This is a genomic window from Pseudooceanicola marinus (assembly GCF_020177265.1).
In the GTDB taxonomy this organism is placed as follows: Bacteria; Pseudomonadota; Alphaproteobacteria; order Rhodobacterales; family Rhodobacteraceae; genus Pseudooceanicola; species Pseudooceanicola marinus_A.
Genome location: NZ_JAIVMC010000006.1, coordinates 180,820 through 199,300 on the forward strand (window position 1 = coordinate 180,820; position 18,481 = coordinate 199,300).

Below are 18,481 nucleotides of genomic sequence, written 5' to 3' on the forward strand. Positions count from 1 at the left end.
GGCGCCCAGGTGCCAAGGGCCCGAAGAAGATGGCGCCGAGGCGCCAAGGGAAGGAGAGGCCATGCGCCGCAACATCATCGCCATTCTGCGTGGCATCACGCCCGCCGACGCCCTGCCCGTGGCCGAGGTCCTGATCGGCGCCGGCATCAACGCGATCGAGGTGCCGCTGAACTCGCCCGAGCCACTGGTCTCCATCGCCCGCATGGCCGACGCCTTCGGCAGCGAGGCGCTGATCGGCGCGGGCACCGTCCTGACCCCCGAGGACGTGGCCGACGTCGCCGGGGCCGGTGGCAAACTGATTGTGTCGCCCGACGCCAATCCAGAGGTCATCGCGGCGACCAAGGCCCGTGACCTGCAAAGCTGGCCCGGCGTGATGACACCGACCGAATGTTTCGCCGCCCTGCGCGCCGGGGCCGACGGGCTGAAACTGTTCCCCGGTTCGCTGATCGGCCCGGCGGGCCTGAAGGCCATGCGCGCCGTCATCCCCGCCGAGGTGCCCGTCTACGCCGTCGGCGGCGCGGGTCCTGAGAACTTCGCCGAATGGGCCGCGGCAGGCGCCAGCGGCTTCGGCATCGGCACGGCGCTTTACAGCCCCGGTGACGACGCCGCCACGGTCGCCGCCCGCGCCACCGCCATGGTGTCCCGCTACGACGACGTCTTTTCCGCATGAGCGCGAGCATCTTCGACTCCCGTCGCTGCGAGTTGGGCGAAGGCCCGCTCTGGCATCCGCTGCGCGGCCAGCTCTTCTGGTTCGACATCATGGGCCGCAAGCTGCTGTCCCGGCAGGGCGAGACTCCGCTGGAATGGCGCTTCGACGACTACCACTCCGCCGCTGGCTGGGTGGATCAGGATACGCTGCTGCTGGCCTCGGAAACCGCCCTCTGGCGCTTCGACATCGAGGCCGGCACCCGCGACAAGCTGGTCGACCTGGAGGGCGGCAACCCGGCGACCCGCTCCAACGACGGTCGCGCCGATCCGCAGGGCGGGTTCTGGATCGGCACCATGGGCAAGTCCGCCGAACCCGGCGCCGGCGCGATCTATCGCTATGCCGGCGGCGAAATCCGCCCGCTCTGGACCGGGATCACCATTCCCAACGCGATCTGCTTCGCCCCCGACGGCCGAACCGCCTATTTCGCCGACACCCCGACCCAGAAGATCCTCCGCGTGCCGCTGGATGCGAGAGGCTGGCCCGCGGCCACGCCCGAGGTCTTCGTCGATCTCGCGCCCGAAGGGCTCTTTCCCGACGGGGCCGTTGTGGATGCCGAAGGCGGGTTGTGGAACGCCCAGTGGGGCGCCGCCCGCGTGGCCCGCTATGCACCCGACGGGCGTTTCGACCGAGCGATCGAGGTGGGTGGGTTGCACAGCTCCTGCCCGGCCTTCGGTGGACCGGAGCTGACCACGCTCTACGTGACCACGGCGCTTGAGGCGCTGGAGGCGCCCGACGCGGCCCAGGGCAAGCTTTACCAGGCGCCCACCGGGATCGCCGGCCAGCGCGAACACCAGGTGGTGCTGTAATGCCCCGGCCTTTCGGCACAGGTCCCGACGGCGAAGCGGTACAGCAGGTCACGATCAGTTCCGGCGCGCTGACCGCCTCCCTGCTGACCCATGGTGCCACGTTGCAGGACCTGCGCCTGCAGGGCCTGGCCCACCCGCTGGTCCTGGGCTCCCCGCGACTGGAGGACTACCTGGGCCCCATGGCCTATTTCGGCGCAACCGTGGGTCGGTACGCCAACCGCATCGCCGAGGGGCGCTTCACACTGGACGGCACGACCTACCAGCTGGACCGCAACGAGGCCGGGCGCACCTGCCTGCACGGGGGCCGCGCCGGGATCGGCCTGCGCAACTGGACGCTGGAAGCCTCCACGACCGACAGCGCCACCTTCGCCCTGCTGCTGGCCGACGGCGACATGGGCTTCCCGGGCCGCTGCGCCGTCACCGTCACCTACCGCGCGACCGGCACCGCGCTGGAGATCACCATGGAGGCCACGCCTTCGGCCCCCTGTCCGATCTCGCTGGCGCATCACAGCTACTTCTCGCTCGATTCCGCGGGCGATGTGGCGGGCCAGACCCTGCAGATCGCCGCCCGGCACTACCTGCCGGTCGATGATCGCCTGATCCCGCTGGGCAGGATCGCTCCGGTCGAGGCCACCCCCTTCGACTTTCGCAGCCCGCGCGAAATCGGTCGCCATGGCTACGACCACACTTTCTGCCTTGATGCGGAGAGGACCGCCGCCCGCCTCACGGGCCGCGACGGCCTGGTCCTAGAGGTGGACACGGATGCGCCGGGCCTGCAGGTCTACGATGCAGCGCATCTCCCCAGCGCAGGGCTGCCCGGTCTCGACGGCCTGCGTTATGGCCCCCGCGCCGGGCTGGCCTTGGAAACCCAGGAGTGGCCCGATGCGCCCAACCAGCGGCACTTCCCCGACCCGGTGATCCGGCCCGGCGAGGTCTATCGCAATCGTACGGTCTATCGCTTTGCACAGGCCGCATAGGCGCAGGTGTCATACCTGTCTCACGCTTGTGTGCAGACAGGACCAGGGAACGAATGAGAGGCAGACATTGGGGGCGGCAGTGGCGCCGAGCTACCTGTCGAGGTTCTTCAACATGCTGCGCATGACCTTCAGGTGCACCTCGATCTCTTCCGGTGCGATATCGTCAAGCATGCGCGCCTCGCAGTCCAGCGCGATATCCAGGATCTCGCGGTGCACCGCCTGCCCCGCGTCGGTCAGCCACCACTTGCGCCGGCGCGGATCGCTGCCCGACGCCTCGAACGTCGCAAGGCCCCGCGCCTCCAGCAACTTCAGCGACCGGCTGACCGCGGCCTTGTCGAGACGGATCACCTCGCAGATGCGGTTGGCGGTGATCTCCGGCTCGATGTTGAGCATGGCGATCACCCGCCAGTCCACGATCCCGAGGTTGAAGTCGCGACGGTAAATGGCCGAGGTCTGCCGCTGCCAGGCGCTGCTGACGGCGCTGAGCAGGAAGGGCGCGTAGTAGTCGATATCGAGGATTTGCACCCCGTCCCGGTCACGGGTCGGGCTGGAGATGCGGCGGTTCGGCTCTTCGGTCACGGTGCGACGCCCCCGGGGTTAGGACCTATGCGGCTGTCAGGTCATAATTCCTTTCCAGGAGACTGTCACGGGTGGGCGCGGCGTCTTGCGCCAGCAGCCGGCGCGCCTTCATGTGGGTCTTGGCATCGTTGACCGTTTCGACCGCGCTCAGGCGGCCGTCGCGGAAGCGTAGGACCGCGCCGCTGTCCAGCAGCACGCTCTCGTCGCCGGGCAGGGCCAGGCCGGCGATCTGCAGCTTGCAATCATGTTGATCGGACCAGAACCAGGGCACCGCCGCATAGGGATCCGTCGTTCCATGCACGATGGTCTTGGCGATGGCCCGGGCGTGGTCGGTGGCCGCCTGGACACTTTCCAGCCGGACCCGCGCGCCGCTGCGGGCCTCCGGGAAGGCGGCGCAATCGCCCAGGGCGAAGATATGCGGGTCGGCGGTGCGCAGGGTGGCGTCGACGACGATGCCGTTGTCGACCTCCAGTCCCGCCGCCTTGGCCAGGTCCACGTTCGGGCAGACGCCGGCGGCCAGCAGCACCAGGTCGGCGTCCAGCCGGGTCCCGTCGGCCAGCCCGATGCCCTGACCGGTCACCTCGGTCACGCCATTGCCGAGATACAGCGCGGTGCCAAGGGTTTCGTGCAGGGCGCGGAACCGCTCCGACATTTCGGGAGAAACGGCACGCGCCATCAGACGGGGCGCCGCCTCGGCCAGGCTGACCCGATGACCGAGGGAGGCGGCCACGGCGGCGAATTCCAGCCCGATGAAGCCACCGCCGATGACGGCAACGCGGCGCGGCTGGTCCAGGGCGGCACGCAGGGTCGCCGCATCCTCCAGCGTGCGCAGGTCCAGCGCCCGCTCCACCCCCGGCAGCGGCGGACGCAGGTTGCGGGTGCCGGTGGCGAGGATCAGGGTCTCGTAATCCAGGCGTTCGTCGCCGATGACCACCTGCCGCGCCGCCCGGTCGAGGCCCTCGACCCGGGTGCCGGTCCGCAAGGTGATGTCCTTGGCGTCGAAGACTTTCTGCGGGCGCAGGACCAGCTTCTCCGCCTCGCCGCTCTTGAGGTACGCCTTCGAGAGCGGCGGGCGCTGATAGGGCAGCCCCGGCTCGGCGCCGATCAGGGTGATCGGCCCCTCGTATCCCTCCTGTCGCAGGGACAGGGCGGCCTGGAACCCGCCCTGCCCCGCGCCCACGATGACGACGGGCCCCATGCTCATACCTGTTCCTCCGGCAGATGCACGACGAGGCCGTCCAGCTCAGGCGTCATCGCGATCTGGCACGACAGGCGCGAGGTCGGCTTCACCTCGCAGACCGCGCTTTCCAGCATGTCGTCCTCTCCCTCCGACCGGGTGCCGGTACGCTCGATCCAGGCGTCGTCGACGTAGCAATGGCAGGTCGCGCACATCATCGAGCCGCCGCATTCCGCCACGATCCCGTCGACGCCGCCGGCGATGGCCGTCTCCATCACGCTGTCGCCGCTCGCGGCCTCCAGCGTGGTCTCGGTGCCGTCATGTTCGATGTAGGTAACCTTGGGCATGGGGGTCTCCTCAGGCGGGGATGAGTTTCAGGGGGAGCTTGTCGAGGGCATGGATCGCGTTGTTGGGCCGCCAGGGGGCGTCGCCGTCGAACTCGATCCGGGCCACCTTGCGGGCCAGGGCGGTCAGCACCGCCTCCATCTCGCCACGGGCGATGTTCTGGCCGACGCAGCCATGGATGCCCGCGCCGAAGCCCATGTGGCCCATCGGGCGCCGGTCGATGCGGAAGGTATCGGGGTCGCCCCATTTGTCGGGGTCCAGGTTGGCGGCGCCCAGCACGCAGAGGATCTTGGTCCCCTCCTCCACCGGATAGCCGGCAATTTCGCAGTCGCGCCCGGCGGTGCGTCCGAAGGTATGCACGGGCGAGGTGTAGCGCAGCACCTCCTCGATGGCCGGGCGCACCAGCTTGGGCTCGGCGCGCAGGCGGTCCCATTCGCCCGGATTGGCGGCGAAGCAGTAAAGCGCGTTGCCGATCCCGGTCACGGTCGTGTCGACACCGGCCGACAGCAGCGAGCGGACCAGCAGCGGCGCCTCGTCCTGGCCGATTTCGCCGGCATCGGCGTCAGCGTAGATCATCGCGCCGATCCCGTCCTCGGTCAGCCTTTCGCGGGCGCAGGCGGCCATGATCCAGGGCGCGATTTCCTTGGCGCGGGCGGTGGCGGCGCGGCGCAAGGCATTGTCGGGCCCCATCGAGTTGAAGACGCAGGCGCCGTAATCCACCAGGATCCGCTGATCGACATCCCGCATGCCCACGACGCGCGGGAAGACGGTGATCGGGAAGCGTTCGGCCAGATCCTCCACCGCCTCGATGCGGCCACGCGCGACCAGTTCGTCGACCAGCTGCTCCGCTGCCTCGGCAAACATCCCGGCCATGGTCTTCACCACCTTGGGCGACAGGGCCCTGGACATGACCCGGCGGGTGCGGGTGTGGTCGGGCGGATCCACTTCAAGGATGATCGAGGGCGGCCGCCAGGGGTCGCCGACACGGAAATCGTTCAGACCGACGCCGCGCGAGGACACGAAATTCTCGTGGTCGCTGAAAACCGCCTTGGTCGTTTCGTACTGGCCAAGCGCCAGAACCGACCAGCGCGGGATGTAGACCACGGGGCCACGGTGGCGCAGCCCGGCGTAGTAGGCGTCCGGATCGCTCAGCACCGCCGTGTCGAAGGGATCCACGTCCCAGACCGGCATGCCCTCGGGCGGGGTGATGGCGCGGTGGCCTTCGATCAGTTCCATGTCTCTCATGTCCTCCTCCTCAGGGGTCGATGCCGACACCGACATGGCGGTGCAGCAGTGTCTTGTCGGCGATGAGGTCCCCGGCGGGGCCCTCATGCACGATCGTCCCGTTGGCCATCAGGATGGCCCGCGTGGCAAAGGCGAGCGCCGCCTCCGCGTGTTGTTCCACCAGCACGACGGCCCGGGTGCCGTCCTTCGCCAGTTCCTCGAAAACCGCCATCAGCTGTTCGCAGATCACCGGCGCCAGACCCTCCAGCGGTTCATCCAGCAACAGCACCTCGGGGCGGGTCATCAGGGTTCGGGCGATGGACAACATCTGCTGCTCGCCGCCCGACAGCTGCATCCCGCCGTTGCGCCGCCGTTCCTTCAGGCGCGGGAACAGCGCATAGGCCTCCTCCAGCGTGGCGTCGCCGCGCAGGCAGGACAGCAGGTTTTCCTCCACCGTGAGCGAGGGGAAGATGTCGCGCGTCTGCGGCACCAGGCCGAGGCCCAGGCCATTGCGGCGATGCGGGGCCATCCGGTCCAGCGACCGCCCGCCAAAGCGAAGGTGCCCGCCGTGCAGCCGGGTCAACCCCATGATGGTGTTGAGCAGCGTCGTCTTGCCCGCGCCGTTGCGGCCGATGACCGCCAGCCGTTCGCCGGGCGCCACGCTCAGCGACAGGTCCCGCAGCACGTGGGTCGGGCCGTAGCCCGCGGTGACATTGCCAAGCTCCAGAAGCCGGTCAGCCATGGGCGCCTCCCAGGTAAAGTTCGCGCACCTGCGCGTTGCGGGCGATCTCCTCGGGCGTGCCCTCGGTCAGGATCCGCCCCTGCACCAGCACCACGATCGAGCGCGCCACCCGGAACACCAGGTCCATGTCATGCTCGATCACCAGCACCGCCAGATCCTCGGGCAGCCGTTCGATGGCCTCGATGATCAGATGCGTCTCGCTAGATGGCACACCAGCGGCAGGCTCATCCAGGATCAGCACTCGCGGCTTCAACGCCAGCGTCAGGGCCATCTCGACCAGGCGCTGCTGACCATAGGCCAGATCGACCACCGGCCGGTCCGCCAGCGCCAGCAGATCGAACTGCGCCAGCAGCGCCTCGACCTCGGCCTCGATCTTCGGATCGCTGTCGGCGCGGCGGAACAGGCGCCCGCCCTGCCCCTGACGTTCCAGCACCGGCAGACGCAGGTTCTCCCGCACCGTCAGGCCGGAAAACAGGGTGGTGATCTGGAAGGTCTTGGCGATGCCGTGCTTGACCCGCTCGGCCTCGTCCAGGGCCGCGATGTCCTGCCCGTCGAAGCGGATGCTGCCGCCCGTGGGGGCGAGGATGCCCGTGACCAGATTGGCAAATGTGCTCTTGCCCGCGCCATTGGGCCCGATCAGCGCCTTGCGGGCGCCGGGCGGCAGATCGAAGTCGATATCTTCGGACACCACCAGCCCGCCGAACCGCTTGGACAGTCCACGTACCTCAAGTCCCTGCATGGCGGCCTCCCTTGGCAAGACGTTTCAGGCTGACGGGCAGCGCGACCAGGCCGCGCGGCAGGAAGAAGACCACCACGAGGACCAGAGCGCCGATGACGAAGAGCCAGTTGAACGGATCGTTGGCCGCCGCCACGTGGTGCACGGCCATGAAGATCACCGTGCCCAGGATCGCGCCGTAGAGCCGCCCCGTGCCGCCCAGGATCAGCATGATCAGCGCCTCGGCCGACAGCGTGAAGGAAAAGGACTCCAGGCTGACCAGCTGGGTGATCTGCGCCGACAGCGCCCCCGCGATCCCGGCGATGGCCCCGCCCATGGTGTAGGCGGCCAAGCGGCGGCGATAAACGGAGACGCCGATGGCCACCATGCGCTCGGGGCTTTCATGGATGCCGCGCAGCGACAGGCCGAAGGGGGACCGGGCGATGATAGCAAGGGCCAGGAAGACCAGCAGCATGACGGCGAAGGCGTACCAGTAGCCGGTGATGCCGATGAAATCGAACTCCCACAAGCCCAGCACCTTGCCGGGGCGGATGCCCCGCAACCCGTCGGCACCGCCGGTGACGCCGCGGGCGCGATTCGCGATCTCGGCACAGATCTGCGCCACCGCGATGGTCAGCATGATCAGGGTCAGCCCCTGGGTGCGCATCAGCACCGCGCCCGAAACCGCGGCCAGCAGGGCACCTGCCACGGCCCCGGCCAGAAGCCCGGCAACCGGATCGGCCCAGACGTGGATGGCGAAAAGCCCCGCCGCATAGGCCCCGGCGCCGTACATGGCCGCCTGACCCAGCGTGGCGATCCCCGCCAGCCCCAGGATCAGGTCAAGCGACAGCACCAGCACGATCATGATCAGGATGCGGGTCAGGAAGGCCAGGTTGTAGGGAAACAGCAGGTAGGCCGCCGCGCCTGCCGCCAGGATCAGGAAAATCGAAAGAAGACGTCCGGTCATGCGCCCACCCTCCCCATCAGGCCGCGCGGACGCAGCGCCAGGAACAGGATCACGATGGCGAAGAAGGTGATCGTCGCCATGTCCGGCACCAGGTAGCGGCTGGCGGTCTCGATCATCCCGATGGCCAGGGCCGCCACGAAGGAGCCGAGGATGGACCCCAGCCCACCGATGGCCACGACGATCAGGAACAGCACCATGTAGCGCAGCGGGTAATAGGCATCGATCGGCAGCAGCTCCGCCCCCAGGATACCGCCAAGCGCGGCCAGCCCCGCGCCAAGCGCGAAGGTCAGCATGTAGATCCGCCCGGTGTCGATGCCGAGCGCAGAGGCGGTGTCGCGATTGTCCACCGCCGCGCGCAGGCGAATGCCGAAGCGGGTGCGATCCAGCAACAGCCACAACCCGAGGATCACCAGCGCCCCCACCCCGATGACCAGCGCCCGATGCGCGGTCAGCTGGCGAAAGCCCAGGTCGACCGAACGGTTCAGCCCCTCGGGCAGCGTGATCGACAGAAGCGAAGACCCCTGCCACAGGTTGACCGAGGCGATCATCAGGAAGGTCAGGCCGATGGTGGCCAGCACCTGTTGCAGCTCTCCGAAGCCGTAGATGCGGCGATAGACCAGTCGCTCCAGCGGCATGGCGATCACGATGGTGCCTGCCACGGCCCCCAGCAGGACCAGCGCGAAGGGCAGCCCGACCTCGGTTCCCAGCCAATGGGCCAGCGTTCCGCCGATCAGGGCAAAGCCGCCATGGGCCAGGTTGACCACCCGCATCAGCCCCATGGTCACCGACAGGCCGACGGCGATCATGAACAGGATCATGCCGTAGGCCACCCCGTCGACCGCGATGTTCAGAAGTAATGTCATGTCACGTCCCGTGTTCTCGGTGGGACGGGCGGATCAGGGCCCGCCCGTCCTGCCGTTCACTGGTTCCAGCCAAGGTCGCCGACGGTGGCGATGATGCCGGTCTCGACGTTTTCCAGCAGCCCGGTTTCCGGGTTGCGGGCCACTTCGCGGATGTAGACGTTCTGGATCACCGTGCGGGTTTCCGGGTCCATCTCGATCGGGCCGCGCGGGCTTTCCCAGGCCAGCCCCAGGGCCGCCTCGACCGCCGCCGGGCCGTCGGTGCCGGCCGCCGCGACCATCTCGTAGATCAGGTGCACGCCGTCATAGGCGCCCACCGAGGCCCAGTTGACGATGCCGTCGGGATGCAGTTCGGCCAGTGCGTCCAGGAACGCGCGGTTCTCGTCGCTGTCGTGGGCGGCGGAGTAGTGGTAGGCGGTGTGCAGACCGACCGCCAGATCGCCCAGGGCCTGCAGGTTGCTTTCCTCCGTCTCGGCGGTGCCGAGGAAGGTAATCCCGTCGTCGCGCAACCCGTTCTCATTGTAGGTCTTGGTGAAAGAGAAGGTGGGCGGGCCACCGGGCAGGAAGGCGAAGACCGCATCCGGCGCCTGGTCCTTCACCCGTTGCAGGATCGGCGTGAAATCGGTGGTCGACAGCGGCATCCGCACGCTGTCGGTGACGGTGCCGCCCTTGGCCTCGAAGGCCGCCTTGAACGACACCTCGGCGTCGATGCCCGGGCCGTAATCACTGACCGTGGTGACCACGCTGCGGATCCCCTGGTCATAGGCCCATTCCGCCGCCGGGGCGGAGACCTGCGGGAGCGTGTAGCTGGTGCGCAGGAAGAACGGACTTTCGGCGTTGATGGCCGAGGTGGCGGCGTTGAAGATCACCGTCGGCGTTTCCGACTGGGTGATGACCGGGCCGACCGCCAGGGCGTTCGGGGTGAAGGTGAAACCGGCCAGGTAATCGACCCGTTCACGGATCAGCAATTCCTGCGCAAGCGCGCGGGACTGGTCCGGGTTCACCCCGCCCACGTCCTTGTAGATGAAGGTGATCTCGTGGTCGCCCGCCGCGGTGCCGTGCTGGGCCTGATAGGTCTCGATCGCCTGCTGGTACTGCACGCCATATTGGGCAAAGGGCCCCGAGAAGGGCGCGATCACGCCCACCTTGATCTCATCCGCCCAGGCGCTGGACACAGCGAGGGCGCTGACCGCCGCAAGGGCGATCATTCCAGGTTTGTTCGTCATGTTTTCCTCCCATGAGTGCGGCCCGGTCACGGGGCCGCGATATCCGCCCCTCCTCCAAAGGGCGGTGTCCGCCCCGGCCGCGCCCGCAAGCCCGGCCGGGGACGAATTCAGAAGACCACCACGGAGCGGATGCTCTCGCCGGCGTGCATCAGGTCGAAGCCCTTGTTGATCTCTTCCAGCGTCAGGACGTGGGTGATCATCGGGTCGATCTCGATCTTGCCGTTCATGTACCAGTCGACGATCTTCGGCACCTCGGTGCGGCCCTTCATGCCGCCGAAGGCGGAGCCCTTCCAGACGCGCCCCGTCACCAGCTGGAACGGACGGGTGGAGATTTCCTTGCCCGCCTCGGCCACGCCGATCACGGTCGACACACCCCAGCCCCGGTGGCAGGCTTCCAGCGCCTGGCGCATCACCATGGTGTTGCCGGTGCAGTCGAAGGTGTAGTCGCCGCCGCCGTCGGTCATGGCGATCAGGTGCTGCACGATGTCGCCGTCGATCTTCGAGGGGTTCACGAAGTCGGTCATGCCGAATTTGTAGCCCCACTCGGCCTTGGCGTCGTTCAGGTCCACGCCGATGATCTTGTCCGCGCCGACCATGCGGGCGCCTTGGATCACGTTCAGGCCGATGCCGCCCAGGCCGAAGACGATGACGTTCGAACCCGGCGTCACCTTGGCGGTGTTGGTCACCGCGCCGACGCCGGTGGTCACGCCGCAGCCGCAGTAGCAGGCCTTGTCGAAGGGCGCGTCCTCGCGGATCTTCGCCACGGCGATCTCGGGCACCACGATGAAGTTCGAGAAGGTCGAGCAGCCCATGTAGTGGTAAATCGCCTCGCCCTTGTAGGACATGCGCGAGGTGCCGTCGGGCATCAGGCCCTGGCCCTGGGTCGAGCGGATGGCGGTGCACAGGTTGGTCTTGCCCGAGAGGCAGGATTTACACTGGCGGCACTCGGGGGTGTAGAGCGGGATGACGTGATCGTCCTGCTTGACCGATTTCACGCCCGGCCCCACGGCCCGGATGACGCCGGCGCCTTCGTGCCCCAGCACGGAGGGGAAGATGCCTTCGCTGTCGAGGCCGTCCAGGGTGTAGGCATCGGTGTGGCAGATGCCGGTGGCCATGATCTCGACCAGGACCTCGCCCTCCTTCGGGCCTTCCAGGTCAAGCTCGACGATTTCCAGAGGTTTCTTCGCCTCGAAGGCGACGGCTGCACGGGTTTTCATGGGGTGTCTGGCTCCTCCTGCCTCACCTGTCGAGAACCGGGAGCCTCCCCCCCTCGGGCCGTCGGACAGGGGCAGCCCTCTGCGGCCCGCGGTCCATCGACCCAAGATCGTATACCTCCCGACGTGGCGCTCTCCCCCGGCCACGGGTTGACGAATCAACCTCATTCACCGTGACCCACACGAGTTGATACGTCAACGCCCTTGTTTGACGGGCTGTGCTGCGAGGCCCGCCTGACGACGCAACTTGCGCTTGGACGTAAGTGGGTTGCGTGACGCTTGGGGCAGCGCCTCATGGCACGGGACTTTGCCCGGCGCGTCGCGGAACTCCAGGTCCTTATCGCTGTGCTCAACGGGTACTCCGCGCACGACATCCCCGTCGCGGACGACATGGGATAAGTCCGTCCGGGAAAAAGGCAGCCTCGGCCGTCACCCGACTATCGCATTGGAACCGATCCGGGGGCGCCGGGATCAAGGACGTCTTCGGCAAGGAGGTCAGCCGTGACCCGATCCGTCGCCTGCATGCCTGCGAGCTGATCCGGCCATGACCGCTGCGCAGCGGTTCGTCCTGTTCCTCGTTCTCAACGGAGCAGTTTCTGGCCCCGTGTGATCTTGAGACACTTGCGGATCTGCGGAAAAGGAGCAGTCGGCGGCTGCGGGTCTGAGCGCGGCGCCTTAGTCCACGGGACAGGCTGCAGCAACGCCGGGGTCATTGCTGCGGCGCGGAGCTCCCTTTATGCGGCGGCTAGCGTGTGGAGCTAATCGCCGGCGAGGCCCAAGGATCACGAAACGACAATATCTTATGAGCGATCCAAGGACGTGGCGGAGGAGGTGGGATTCGAACCCACGGTACGCTTTCACGCACGCCGGTTTTCAAGACCGGTGCATTCGACCACTCTGCCACTCCTCCGGTGCGCAGCGGGTTACCGGGCCTTGAATGATTCTGGAAGCGCGCATTCCCGCCGCTTGTTCGCCGAAAAGCCCCCGCGTCCCGTCCTCGGGCTTTCCTTGCGCAGGGCTTCGGGTTAGTTTCTGCGCCAACAGGGCCGGCGCCACGACCGGCCGGCACAAAGCAAGACAGAGCATCGCCGCGCCCCGCGGCAGGGCGGCCCCGCCGCCGAGGCAGAGAGCAGACACCATGTTTCAGGGCCCCCGAACGGCACAGCCCCACCCGTTTCCGTTCCGAACCGCCGTCGCGGCGCTGGCGCTGCTGGCGCTTGGTGCCTGCCAGGAAGGGGGGCAGCTGCAGCTGTTCCAGGCCTCGCAGGACAGCGCGCCGGCCAGCGCGGGCGACGGCCGTTCGACCCGGCTGATCGAACGCGACATCGAGGCGCCCGACGTCTTCCAGGTGACCGAGGCCGGGCTTTGGGACGGGCGGCCCTCGCTGGGCGGGGTCTGGGTGGCGCATCCGGACGTGACCGAACCGGAACGGGTCCTGATCCGCAACACCAGCAACGACAGCTTCGTCATCGGCGCGCTGTTCCGGCGCGAGACGATGGGCCCGGGGCCGCGGCTGCAGGTGTCCTCGGACGCCGCCGCCGCCCTCGACATGCTGGCCGGCGCCCCGGAAGAGCTGAACGTGACGGCGCTGCGCCGCGAGACGGTTGATCCCGATCCCGTGGAGCCCGCACCCCTGCCCTCCGCCGCCGGCATGCCCGCTGCGGCCGAGGTCGAGGCCGCGCCACTGGATCCCGCGCCGGGCGCAGAAGGGCCGGACGCCATCGCCGGCAACGCACCCGAAACGCCGGAAGAGGCGCAGCCGCGCAAGTCCGGCGGCCTGTTCGGCTGGCTGCGCAAGGACCGCGATCCCCAGCCTGCGCCGACCGCCAGCGCCACGGCGAGCACCGCAGGGTCCCTGTCGGGCGCCACCCCGGCCGAGGTTTCCGCCGCACCGCTGGACGCCCCGGCCCCCGCGACCGCGCCCGTGGCGCAGGCCGCCGCCGTGTCGTCCCTCGACAAGCCCTATATCCAGCTTGGCATCTTCAGCATCCAGGAGAATGCCCAGAACACCGCCACCGCCATGCGTCAGCGGGCGCTTGATGTCAGCGTGCTGACACAGGAAAGCGCCGGCAAGACCTTCTACCGCGTGATCGCCGGCCCGGCCCAATCGACCGAGCAACGCGCCACCATGCTGCAGATCGTCAAGGACGCCGGCTTTACAGACGCCTATCCGGTTACGAACTGATCCGACCCGTGGTAGAAGGAGCGCGCCCACCGGGGCGCGGCCTTCGCCCCGGAACCGGCCCAGACCGTCCGCGAAGCAGAAGGATCCGCCCATGTCCATCCTCCGTCGCCCGCTGCGTACCCTCGTCGCGGTACTCGGCACTGCCCTGCTGAGCCTCAGCGCCGCGCTGCCGGCCCAGGCCTTCGACACCCGCGCCCGCGCGGCCTTCGTCGTGGACATCACCACCGACACGGTGCTGCTGACAAAGGAGGCCGACGTGCCCCTGCCCCCGGCCTCCATGTCGAAGTTGATGACGCTTTACGTGACCTTCGAGGCGATCCGCGACGGCCGCCTGCAGCTGGACGAGGAACTGCCGGTGTCGCAGCACGCCATGGATTACGGCGGATCGACCATGTTCCTGGACACCACCGACCGGGTCAAGGTGTCCGACCTGATCCAGGGCATCATCGTGCTGTCGGGCAACGACGCCTGCGCCGTCCTGGCCGAGGCCCTGTCGCCGGATGGCACCGAGGCGGGCTTTGCCAGCTACATGACGCAGCGCGCGCGCCAGATGGGCATGACCAACTCGACCTTCGCCAACTCCAACGGCTGGCCCGACCCGATGCAGCGCATGTCGATGCGCGACCTGGCCCTGCTGGCCACCCACATCATCGAGGACTTCCCCGAGTTCTACACCTATTTCGCCGAGCGCGAGTTCGCCTTCGACGGCCGCGCGCCGCAGAACATCCACAACCGCAACCCGCTGCTGTCGATGGGCATCGGGGCGGATGGCCTGAAGACCGGCCACACCGAGGAAGCGGGCTACGGCCTGGTGGGCTCTGCCGTCGACCCGGTGTCGAACCGCCGCGTGGTCTTCGTCTACGCCGGCCTGGACAGCACCCAGGCGCGGGCCGAAGAGGGCCGCTCGATCGTCAACTGGGCCTTCCGCCAGTTCACCGAAAGCACCCTGGTCGAAGCGGGGGAGGTCCTGCCGACCCGCCTGCCCGTGCATGAGGGCGCCGCGATGGACGTGGGCCTGACCGTGGCCGAGGACGTGACCACCCTGGTGCCCGTGCTGACCGGCGACGGCGTCGCCTCGGAAATCGTGGCCCGCGGCCCGGTGAAGGCCCCCATCGAGAAGGGCCAGGAGCTGGGCGAGCTGGTGATCCACCCCGAAGGCCTGCCCGAAAAGCGCATCCCGCTGATTGCCGCCGAAGCCGTGCCGCACGGCGGGTTCACCGCCAAGCTGCAGTCGGCCGCGCGCTACCTGCTGCGCCGCATCAACGAAGGCCCCGAGGAGGCGGCCCCGGCGGAGGCGGCCTCTTGACCGGGACCGGGGCGCGCAAGACCGGGGGTCTGTTTCTCTCCTTCGAAGGCATCGACGGGTCCGGCAAATCCACCCAGGCCCGTGCCCTGGCCACGGCTCTGCAACAGCAGGGCCGTGAAGTCGTTCTGACCCGCGAACCCGGCGGATCGCCGGGCGCGGAGGAGATCCGCGCGCTGGTGCTGAACGGCGACCCCGACCGCTGGTCGGCGGAAACCGAGATCCTGCTGTTCACCGCCGCCCGCCGCGACCACCTGGAACGCACCATCCTGCCCGCACTGGAACGTGGCGCCGTTGTGATCTGCGACCGTTTCGCCGACAGCACCCGCATGTACCAGGGTCTGTCGCGCGGCGATCTGCGCGACGTGGTGGACCGCCTGCACGCGCTGATGATCGGACGCGAGCCGGACATCACCGTGCTGATCGACATGGACCCGGAGGCCGGCCTGTCCCGCGCCCTGTCGCGCACCGGCGCCGAGGAACGGTTCGAGACCTTCGGCGTCGAGCTGCAGAAGGCCATGCGCCAGGGCTACCTGGACCTGGCCGCGACCTACGCGGACCGCTTCCGCATCGTCGATGGTGCGGGCGACGAGGGCACCGTCTTCGCCCGCGTGCAAGCCACCCTGCCCGAGCTGTTCGAGGCCCCCGCATGAGCGACGAGGACCGCCCCGAACCGGATCGCATCGAAGGCGCCCCGCACCCCCGCGACACGCCCCGCCTCTTCGGGCAGGAGGCCGCGGAGGCCGAGTTCCTGGAGGCCTTCAACCTGGGCCGGCTGCACCACGGCTGGATGATCACCGGCCCGCGCGGGTCAGGCAAGGCGACGCTGGCCTGGTCCATCGCGCGCTTCCTGCTGGCCACGCCGGATCCGGCCGAAGACGACGGCGGCATGTTCGGCGAGGCGCTGGCGCCCGCGCAGGCCGAAAGCCTGGCGATTTCGCCCGACCACCCCGTCGCGCGCCGCATGGCCGCCGGGGCGGAACCCGGCCTTTTCGTGCTGCGTCGGGGCGTGAACGAAAACACCGGCCGGTTGAAGGCGCAGATCACCGTGGACGAGGCGCGGCGGCTGAAGAACTTCTTCTCGCTGTCCTCGGCCGACGGGGGCCGCCGCGTGGTCATCGTCGATGCGACGGATGAGCTGAACACCTCCGCCGCCAATGCCATCCTGAAACTGCTGGAGGAACCGCCGGCGCGCACGACGCTCCTGCTGGTCACGCACCAGCCCTCGGGCCTGCTGCCCACCATCCGCTCGCGTTGTCGCGTGCTGCGCCTGCGCCCGCTGGACGAGACCGCCATGCAGGCCGCGCTGCAACAAGCCGGTATCGACGCCGGCGCGCCCGAACGCCTGGCCGCCCTGGCCGAAGGATCGGTCGGCGCGGCGGTGCAGCTGGCCAATCTCGACGGGCTGAAACTCTATGCCGAATGGGTGGCGATCCTCGACAGCCTGCCGCGCCTCGATCGCGCCCGGGCCCAGGCCCTGGCCGAGGCCGCTGCCGCGCGCGGCCAGGAAGAACGCCGCGCCCTGCTGCTGGCCCTGCTGGACCAGGCGCTGGTGCGCCTTGCCCTGACCGGCGCCCGCGGCACGCCCCCGCAGCCCGAGGCCGCCCCGGGGGAGGCCAAGGCCTTTGCCCGCCTGGCCCCCGATGCCCGTTCCGCACGCCTTTGGGCAGCAGAGGCACAGGAGATCGGCGCCCGTCTGCGTCACGGCACGGCGGTCAACCTTGACCCTTCCGCGCTCATCCTAGATACGATCTTCAGGCTACAGAAAGCCGCTGCCGGGGGGTAGGCCGCCCGGCCCAGGCGCCAAAGCAAGACCCATCAGGACAGACATGACCGACGCAGCCCAGATCACCGACAGCCATTGCCATCTCGATTTCCCGGACTTCGACGGTGAGCTGGACCAGGTGGTGGAGCGGGCCCATGCGGCGGGCGTGACCCGGATGGTGTCGATCTGCACCAAGCCCGGCGGCATCGACAAGGTGCGCGGCATCGCGGAAACCTATCCGTCGGTCTTCTGGGCCTACGGGCTGCACCCGATGTCGGTGGCCGACGAGGCCCTGGTGACCTTTGATGAGCTGGTCGAGGTGGCCAAGCACCCGAAACTGGTCGCCATTGGCGAGACGGGCCTCGATTACCACTACACCGCCGACAGCGCCCAGGCGCAGAAGGACAGCCTGCGGGTGCATTGCGCCGCCGCCGCCGAGACCGGCCTGCCGCTGGTCATCCACGCCCGCGACGCGGATGAGGACATGGCGCGGATCCTCGAAGAGGAATACCGCAACGCCCCCTATTCCTGCGTCATGCACTGCTTCTCTTCGGGCCCCGATCTGGGCCGCAAGGCGCTGGAGCTGGGCTTCTACCTGTCGATGTCCGGCGTCACGACCTTCAAGAAAAGCCAGGAGTTGCGCGATTTCTTCGCCGAAGTGCCGCGCGACCGGGTGCTGGTGGAAACCGACAGCCCCTACCTGGCGCCGCCGCCGCATCGCGGCAAGCGTAACGAACCGGCCTTTACCGCCCTGACCGCCCAGGTCGGCGCCGAGGTCTTCGGCATGGACTACGCCGCCTTCACCGCCCAGACCCAGGCGAACTTCGACCGGCTGTTCACCAAGGTCTCCGCCTGGCAGAAGGACGCCGCCTGATGGCCCAGCTGCGTTTCACCATTCTGGGCTGCGGATCGTCGGGGGGTGTGCCGCGCCTCGGCGGCCTCTGGGGCGACTGCGACCCCGAGAACCCCAAGAACGCCCGCCGCCGCTGCTCCCTTCTGGTCGAGCAGATCCGCGAGGAAGGCACCACCCGGGTCCTGATCGACACCTCCCCCGACATGCGCCAGCAATTGCTGGACGCAGGAATCGGCGAGCTGGACGCGGTGGTCTTCACCCATGCCCATGCCGACCACGTCCACGGCATCGACGACCTGCGCCAGGTGGTCTTCAACATGCGCCGCCGCCTGCCCGTCTGGGCCGATGGCGACACCCAGGACGCACTGCTGAGCCGCTTCGGCTATGTCTTCGTCCAGCCCGAAGGTTCGCCCTATCCCCCGATCCTGGAGCTGAACACGATCCAGGGCGCCGTCACCATCGACGGCGCAGGCGGGCCGGTGACGCTGATGCCGTTCAAGGTTAATCACGGCTCCATCGACGCGCTTGGCTTCCGGGTGCGCGACGTGGCCTATCTGCCCGACGTGGCCGAGATGTCCGACGAGGCCTGGGAGGCCTGCGCCGGGCTGAAATGCTGGATCCTCGACACCCTGCGCCGTGATCCGCATCCCACGCATTCGCACCTGGAACAGTCCCTGGCATGGATCGACCGCGCGGCGCCCGATCGCGCCGTGCTGACCAACATGCACATCGACCTGGACTATGCCACGCTGGAGGCCGAGACGGCGGATCACATCACCCCGGCCTTCGACGGGATGCAGATCACCTATGACCTCTGACACGCGGTCCTGCCCC

19 protein-coding genes, 1 tRNA gene and 1 pseudogene are annotated in these 18,481 nt (G+C 68.6%); 10 read left to right on the forward strand and 11 right to left on the reverse strand.

All coding sequences use genetic code 11. The annotated features are described in order from the left end of the window. The first annotated feature begins 61 nt into the window (after nucleotides 1–61). From LC066_RS11690 to LC066_RS11700, 3 genes are read left to right on the forward strand one after another with little or no spacing between them, the layout of a single operon-like run. Complete coding sequence (locus LC066_RS11690) at nucleotides 62–670, forward strand: 2-dehydro-3-deoxy-6-phosphogalactonate aldolase (protein ID WP_224899128.1); 609 nt, start codon at nucleotides 62–64, stop codon at nucleotides 668–670. Beyond that, nucleotides 667–1,515 (forward strand): SMP-30/gluconolactonase/LRE family protein, encoded by an 849-nt coding sequence (locus LC066_RS11695; protein ID WP_224899131.1) that lies wholly within the window; start codon nucleotides 667–669, stop codon nucleotides 1,513–1,515. The genes LC066_RS11690 and LC066_RS11695 overlap by 4 nt, the downstream gene beginning before the upstream one ends. Continuing rightward, nucleotides 1,515–2,492 (forward strand): aldose epimerase family protein, encoded by a 978-nt coding sequence (locus tag LC066_RS11700; protein WP_224899134.1) that lies wholly within the window; start codon nucleotides 1,515–1,517, stop codon nucleotides 2,490–2,492. The genes LC066_RS11695 and LC066_RS11700 overlap by 1 nt, the downstream gene beginning before the upstream one ends. Before the next feature lie 90 nt (nucleotides 2,493–2,582). Here LC066_RS11700 and LC066_RS11705 read toward each other — a convergent pair whose 3' ends face one another. From LC066_RS11705 to LC066_RS11750, 10 genes are all read right to left on the reverse strand, one after another. Beyond that, the gene (locus LC066_RS11705) at nucleotides 2,583–3,071 is read right to left on the reverse strand and encodes a MarR family winged helix-turn-helix transcriptional regulator (RefSeq protein ID WP_224899137.1); all 489 of its coding nucleotides are present in this window, start codon (nucleotides 3,069–3,071) and stop codon (nucleotides 2,583–2,585) included. Between the two features lie 25 nt (nucleotides 3,072–3,096). Next, on the reverse strand, nucleotides 3,097–4,275 hold the full coding sequence (locus tag LC066_RS11710) for an NAD(P)/FAD-dependent oxidoreductase (RefSeq protein ID WP_224899139.1): 1,179 nt from the start codon (nucleotides 4,273–4,275) through the stop codon (nucleotides 3,097–3,099). Next, a complete protein-coding gene (locus LC066_RS11715; RefSeq protein ID WP_224899143.1) occupies nucleotides 4,272–4,595 on the reverse strand; it encodes a 2Fe-2S iron-sulfur cluster-binding protein in 324 nt (107 codons plus the stop codon). Before LC066_RS11715 ends, LC066_RS11710 begins: the two co-directional genes overlap by 4 nt. A gap of 10 nt (nucleotides 4,596–4,605) precedes the next feature. Then, nucleotides 4,606–5,838 (reverse strand): cytochrome P450, encoded by a 1,233-nt coding sequence (locus LC066_RS11720; protein WP_224899145.1) that lies wholly within the window; start codon nucleotides 5,836–5,838, stop codon nucleotides 4,606–4,608. A 10-nt stretch (nucleotides 5,839–5,848) separates the two neighbouring features. Next, entirely contained in the window at nucleotides 5,849–6,559 is a 711-nt protein-coding gene (locus LC066_RS11725) for an ABC transporter ATP-binding protein (protein WP_224899148.1), read from the reverse strand. Beyond that, nucleotides 6,552–7,298: an ABC transporter ATP-binding protein gene (locus tag LC066_RS11730; protein ID WP_224899151.1), complete on the reverse strand. Its 747-nt coding sequence runs from the start codon at nucleotides 7,296–7,298 to the stop codon at nucleotides 6,552–6,554. Before LC066_RS11730 ends, LC066_RS11725 begins: the two co-directional genes overlap by 8 nt. Beyond that, on the reverse strand, nucleotides 7,285–8,241 hold the full coding sequence (locus LC066_RS11735; RefSeq protein ID WP_224899154.1) for a branched-chain amino acid ABC transporter permease: 957 nt from the start codon (nucleotides 8,239–8,241) through the stop codon (nucleotides 7,285–7,287). Before LC066_RS11735 ends, LC066_RS11730 begins: the two co-directional genes overlap by 14 nt. Beyond that, nucleotides 8,238–9,104, reverse strand: a complete 867-nt coding sequence (locus LC066_RS11740) for a branched-chain amino acid ABC transporter permease (RefSeq protein ID WP_224899157.1) — start codon at nucleotides 9,102–9,104, stop codon at nucleotides 8,238–8,240. The genes LC066_RS11735 and LC066_RS11740 overlap by 4 nt, the downstream gene beginning before the upstream one ends. A gap of 56 nt (nucleotides 9,105–9,160) precedes the next feature. Further along, nucleotides 9,161–10,327 (reverse strand): ABC transporter substrate-binding protein, encoded by a 1,167-nt coding sequence (locus tag LC066_RS11745; protein ID WP_224899160.1) that lies wholly within the window; start codon nucleotides 10,325–10,327, stop codon nucleotides 9,161–9,163. A 107-nt stretch (nucleotides 10,328–10,434) separates the two neighbouring features. After that, complete coding sequence (locus LC066_RS11750; RefSeq protein WP_224898346.1) at nucleotides 10,435–11,544, reverse strand: S-(hydroxymethyl)glutathione dehydrogenase/class III alcohol dehydrogenase; 1,110 nt, start codon at nucleotides 11,542–11,544, stop codon at nucleotides 10,435–10,437. Between the two features lie 276 nt (nucleotides 11,545–11,820). Between LC066_RS11750 and LC066_RS11755 the strand changes: the two are divergent. Next, nucleotides 11,821–11,940: pseudogene (locus tag LC066_RS11755) on the forward strand (IS5/IS1182 family transposase); the annotation flags it as partial. Nucleotides 11,941–12,361: 421 nt separating this feature from the next. Here the strand turns inward: LC066_RS11755 and LC066_RS11760 are convergent. After that, a tRNA-Ser gene (locus LC066_RS11760) sits at nucleotides 12,362–12,451 on the reverse strand. A gap of 228 nt (nucleotides 12,452–12,679) precedes the next feature. Here LC066_RS11760 and LC066_RS11765 point away from each other — a divergent pair. From LC066_RS11765 to LC066_RS11790, 6 genes are all read left to right on the forward strand, one after another. Further along, complete coding sequence (locus tag LC066_RS11765; protein ID WP_224899164.1) at nucleotides 12,680–13,726, forward strand: SPOR domain-containing protein; 1,047 nt, start codon at nucleotides 12,680–12,682, stop codon at nucleotides 13,724–13,726. A gap of 91 nt (nucleotides 13,727–13,817) precedes the next feature. Further along, complete coding sequence (locus tag LC066_RS11770) at nucleotides 13,818–15,032, forward strand: D-alanyl-D-alanine carboxypeptidase family protein (RefSeq protein WP_224899167.1); 1,215 nt, start codon at nucleotides 13,818–13,820, stop codon at nucleotides 15,030–15,032. After that, entirely contained in the window at nucleotides 15,029–15,682 is a 654-nt protein-coding gene (gene tmk / locus LC066_RS11775; protein ID WP_224899170.1) for a dTMP kinase, read from the forward strand. The genes LC066_RS11770 and tmk overlap by 4 nt, the downstream gene beginning before the upstream one ends. Further along, on the forward strand, nucleotides 15,679–16,815 hold the full coding sequence (locus LC066_RS11780; RefSeq protein WP_222478831.1) for a DNA polymerase III subunit delta': 1,137 nt from the start codon (nucleotides 15,679–15,681) through the stop codon (nucleotides 16,813–16,815). The genes tmk and LC066_RS11780 overlap by 4 nt, the downstream gene beginning before the upstream one ends. A 43-nt stretch (nucleotides 16,816–16,858) precedes the next feature. Then, the gene (locus tag LC066_RS11785; protein WP_224899173.1) at nucleotides 16,859–17,668 is read left to right on the forward strand and encodes a TatD family hydrolase; all 810 of its coding nucleotides are present in this window, start codon (nucleotides 16,859–16,861) and stop codon (nucleotides 17,666–17,668) included. Further along, nucleotides 17,668–18,465 carry an MBL fold metallo-hydrolase gene (locus tag LC066_RS11790; protein WP_224899176.1) on the forward strand — a complete coding sequence of 266 codons (798 nt, stop codon included), beginning with the start codon at nucleotides 17,668–17,670 and terminating at the stop codon, nucleotides 18,463–18,465. Before LC066_RS11785 ends, LC066_RS11790 begins: the two co-directional genes overlap by 1 nt. Nucleotides 18,466–18,481 lie beyond the last annotated feature (16 nt).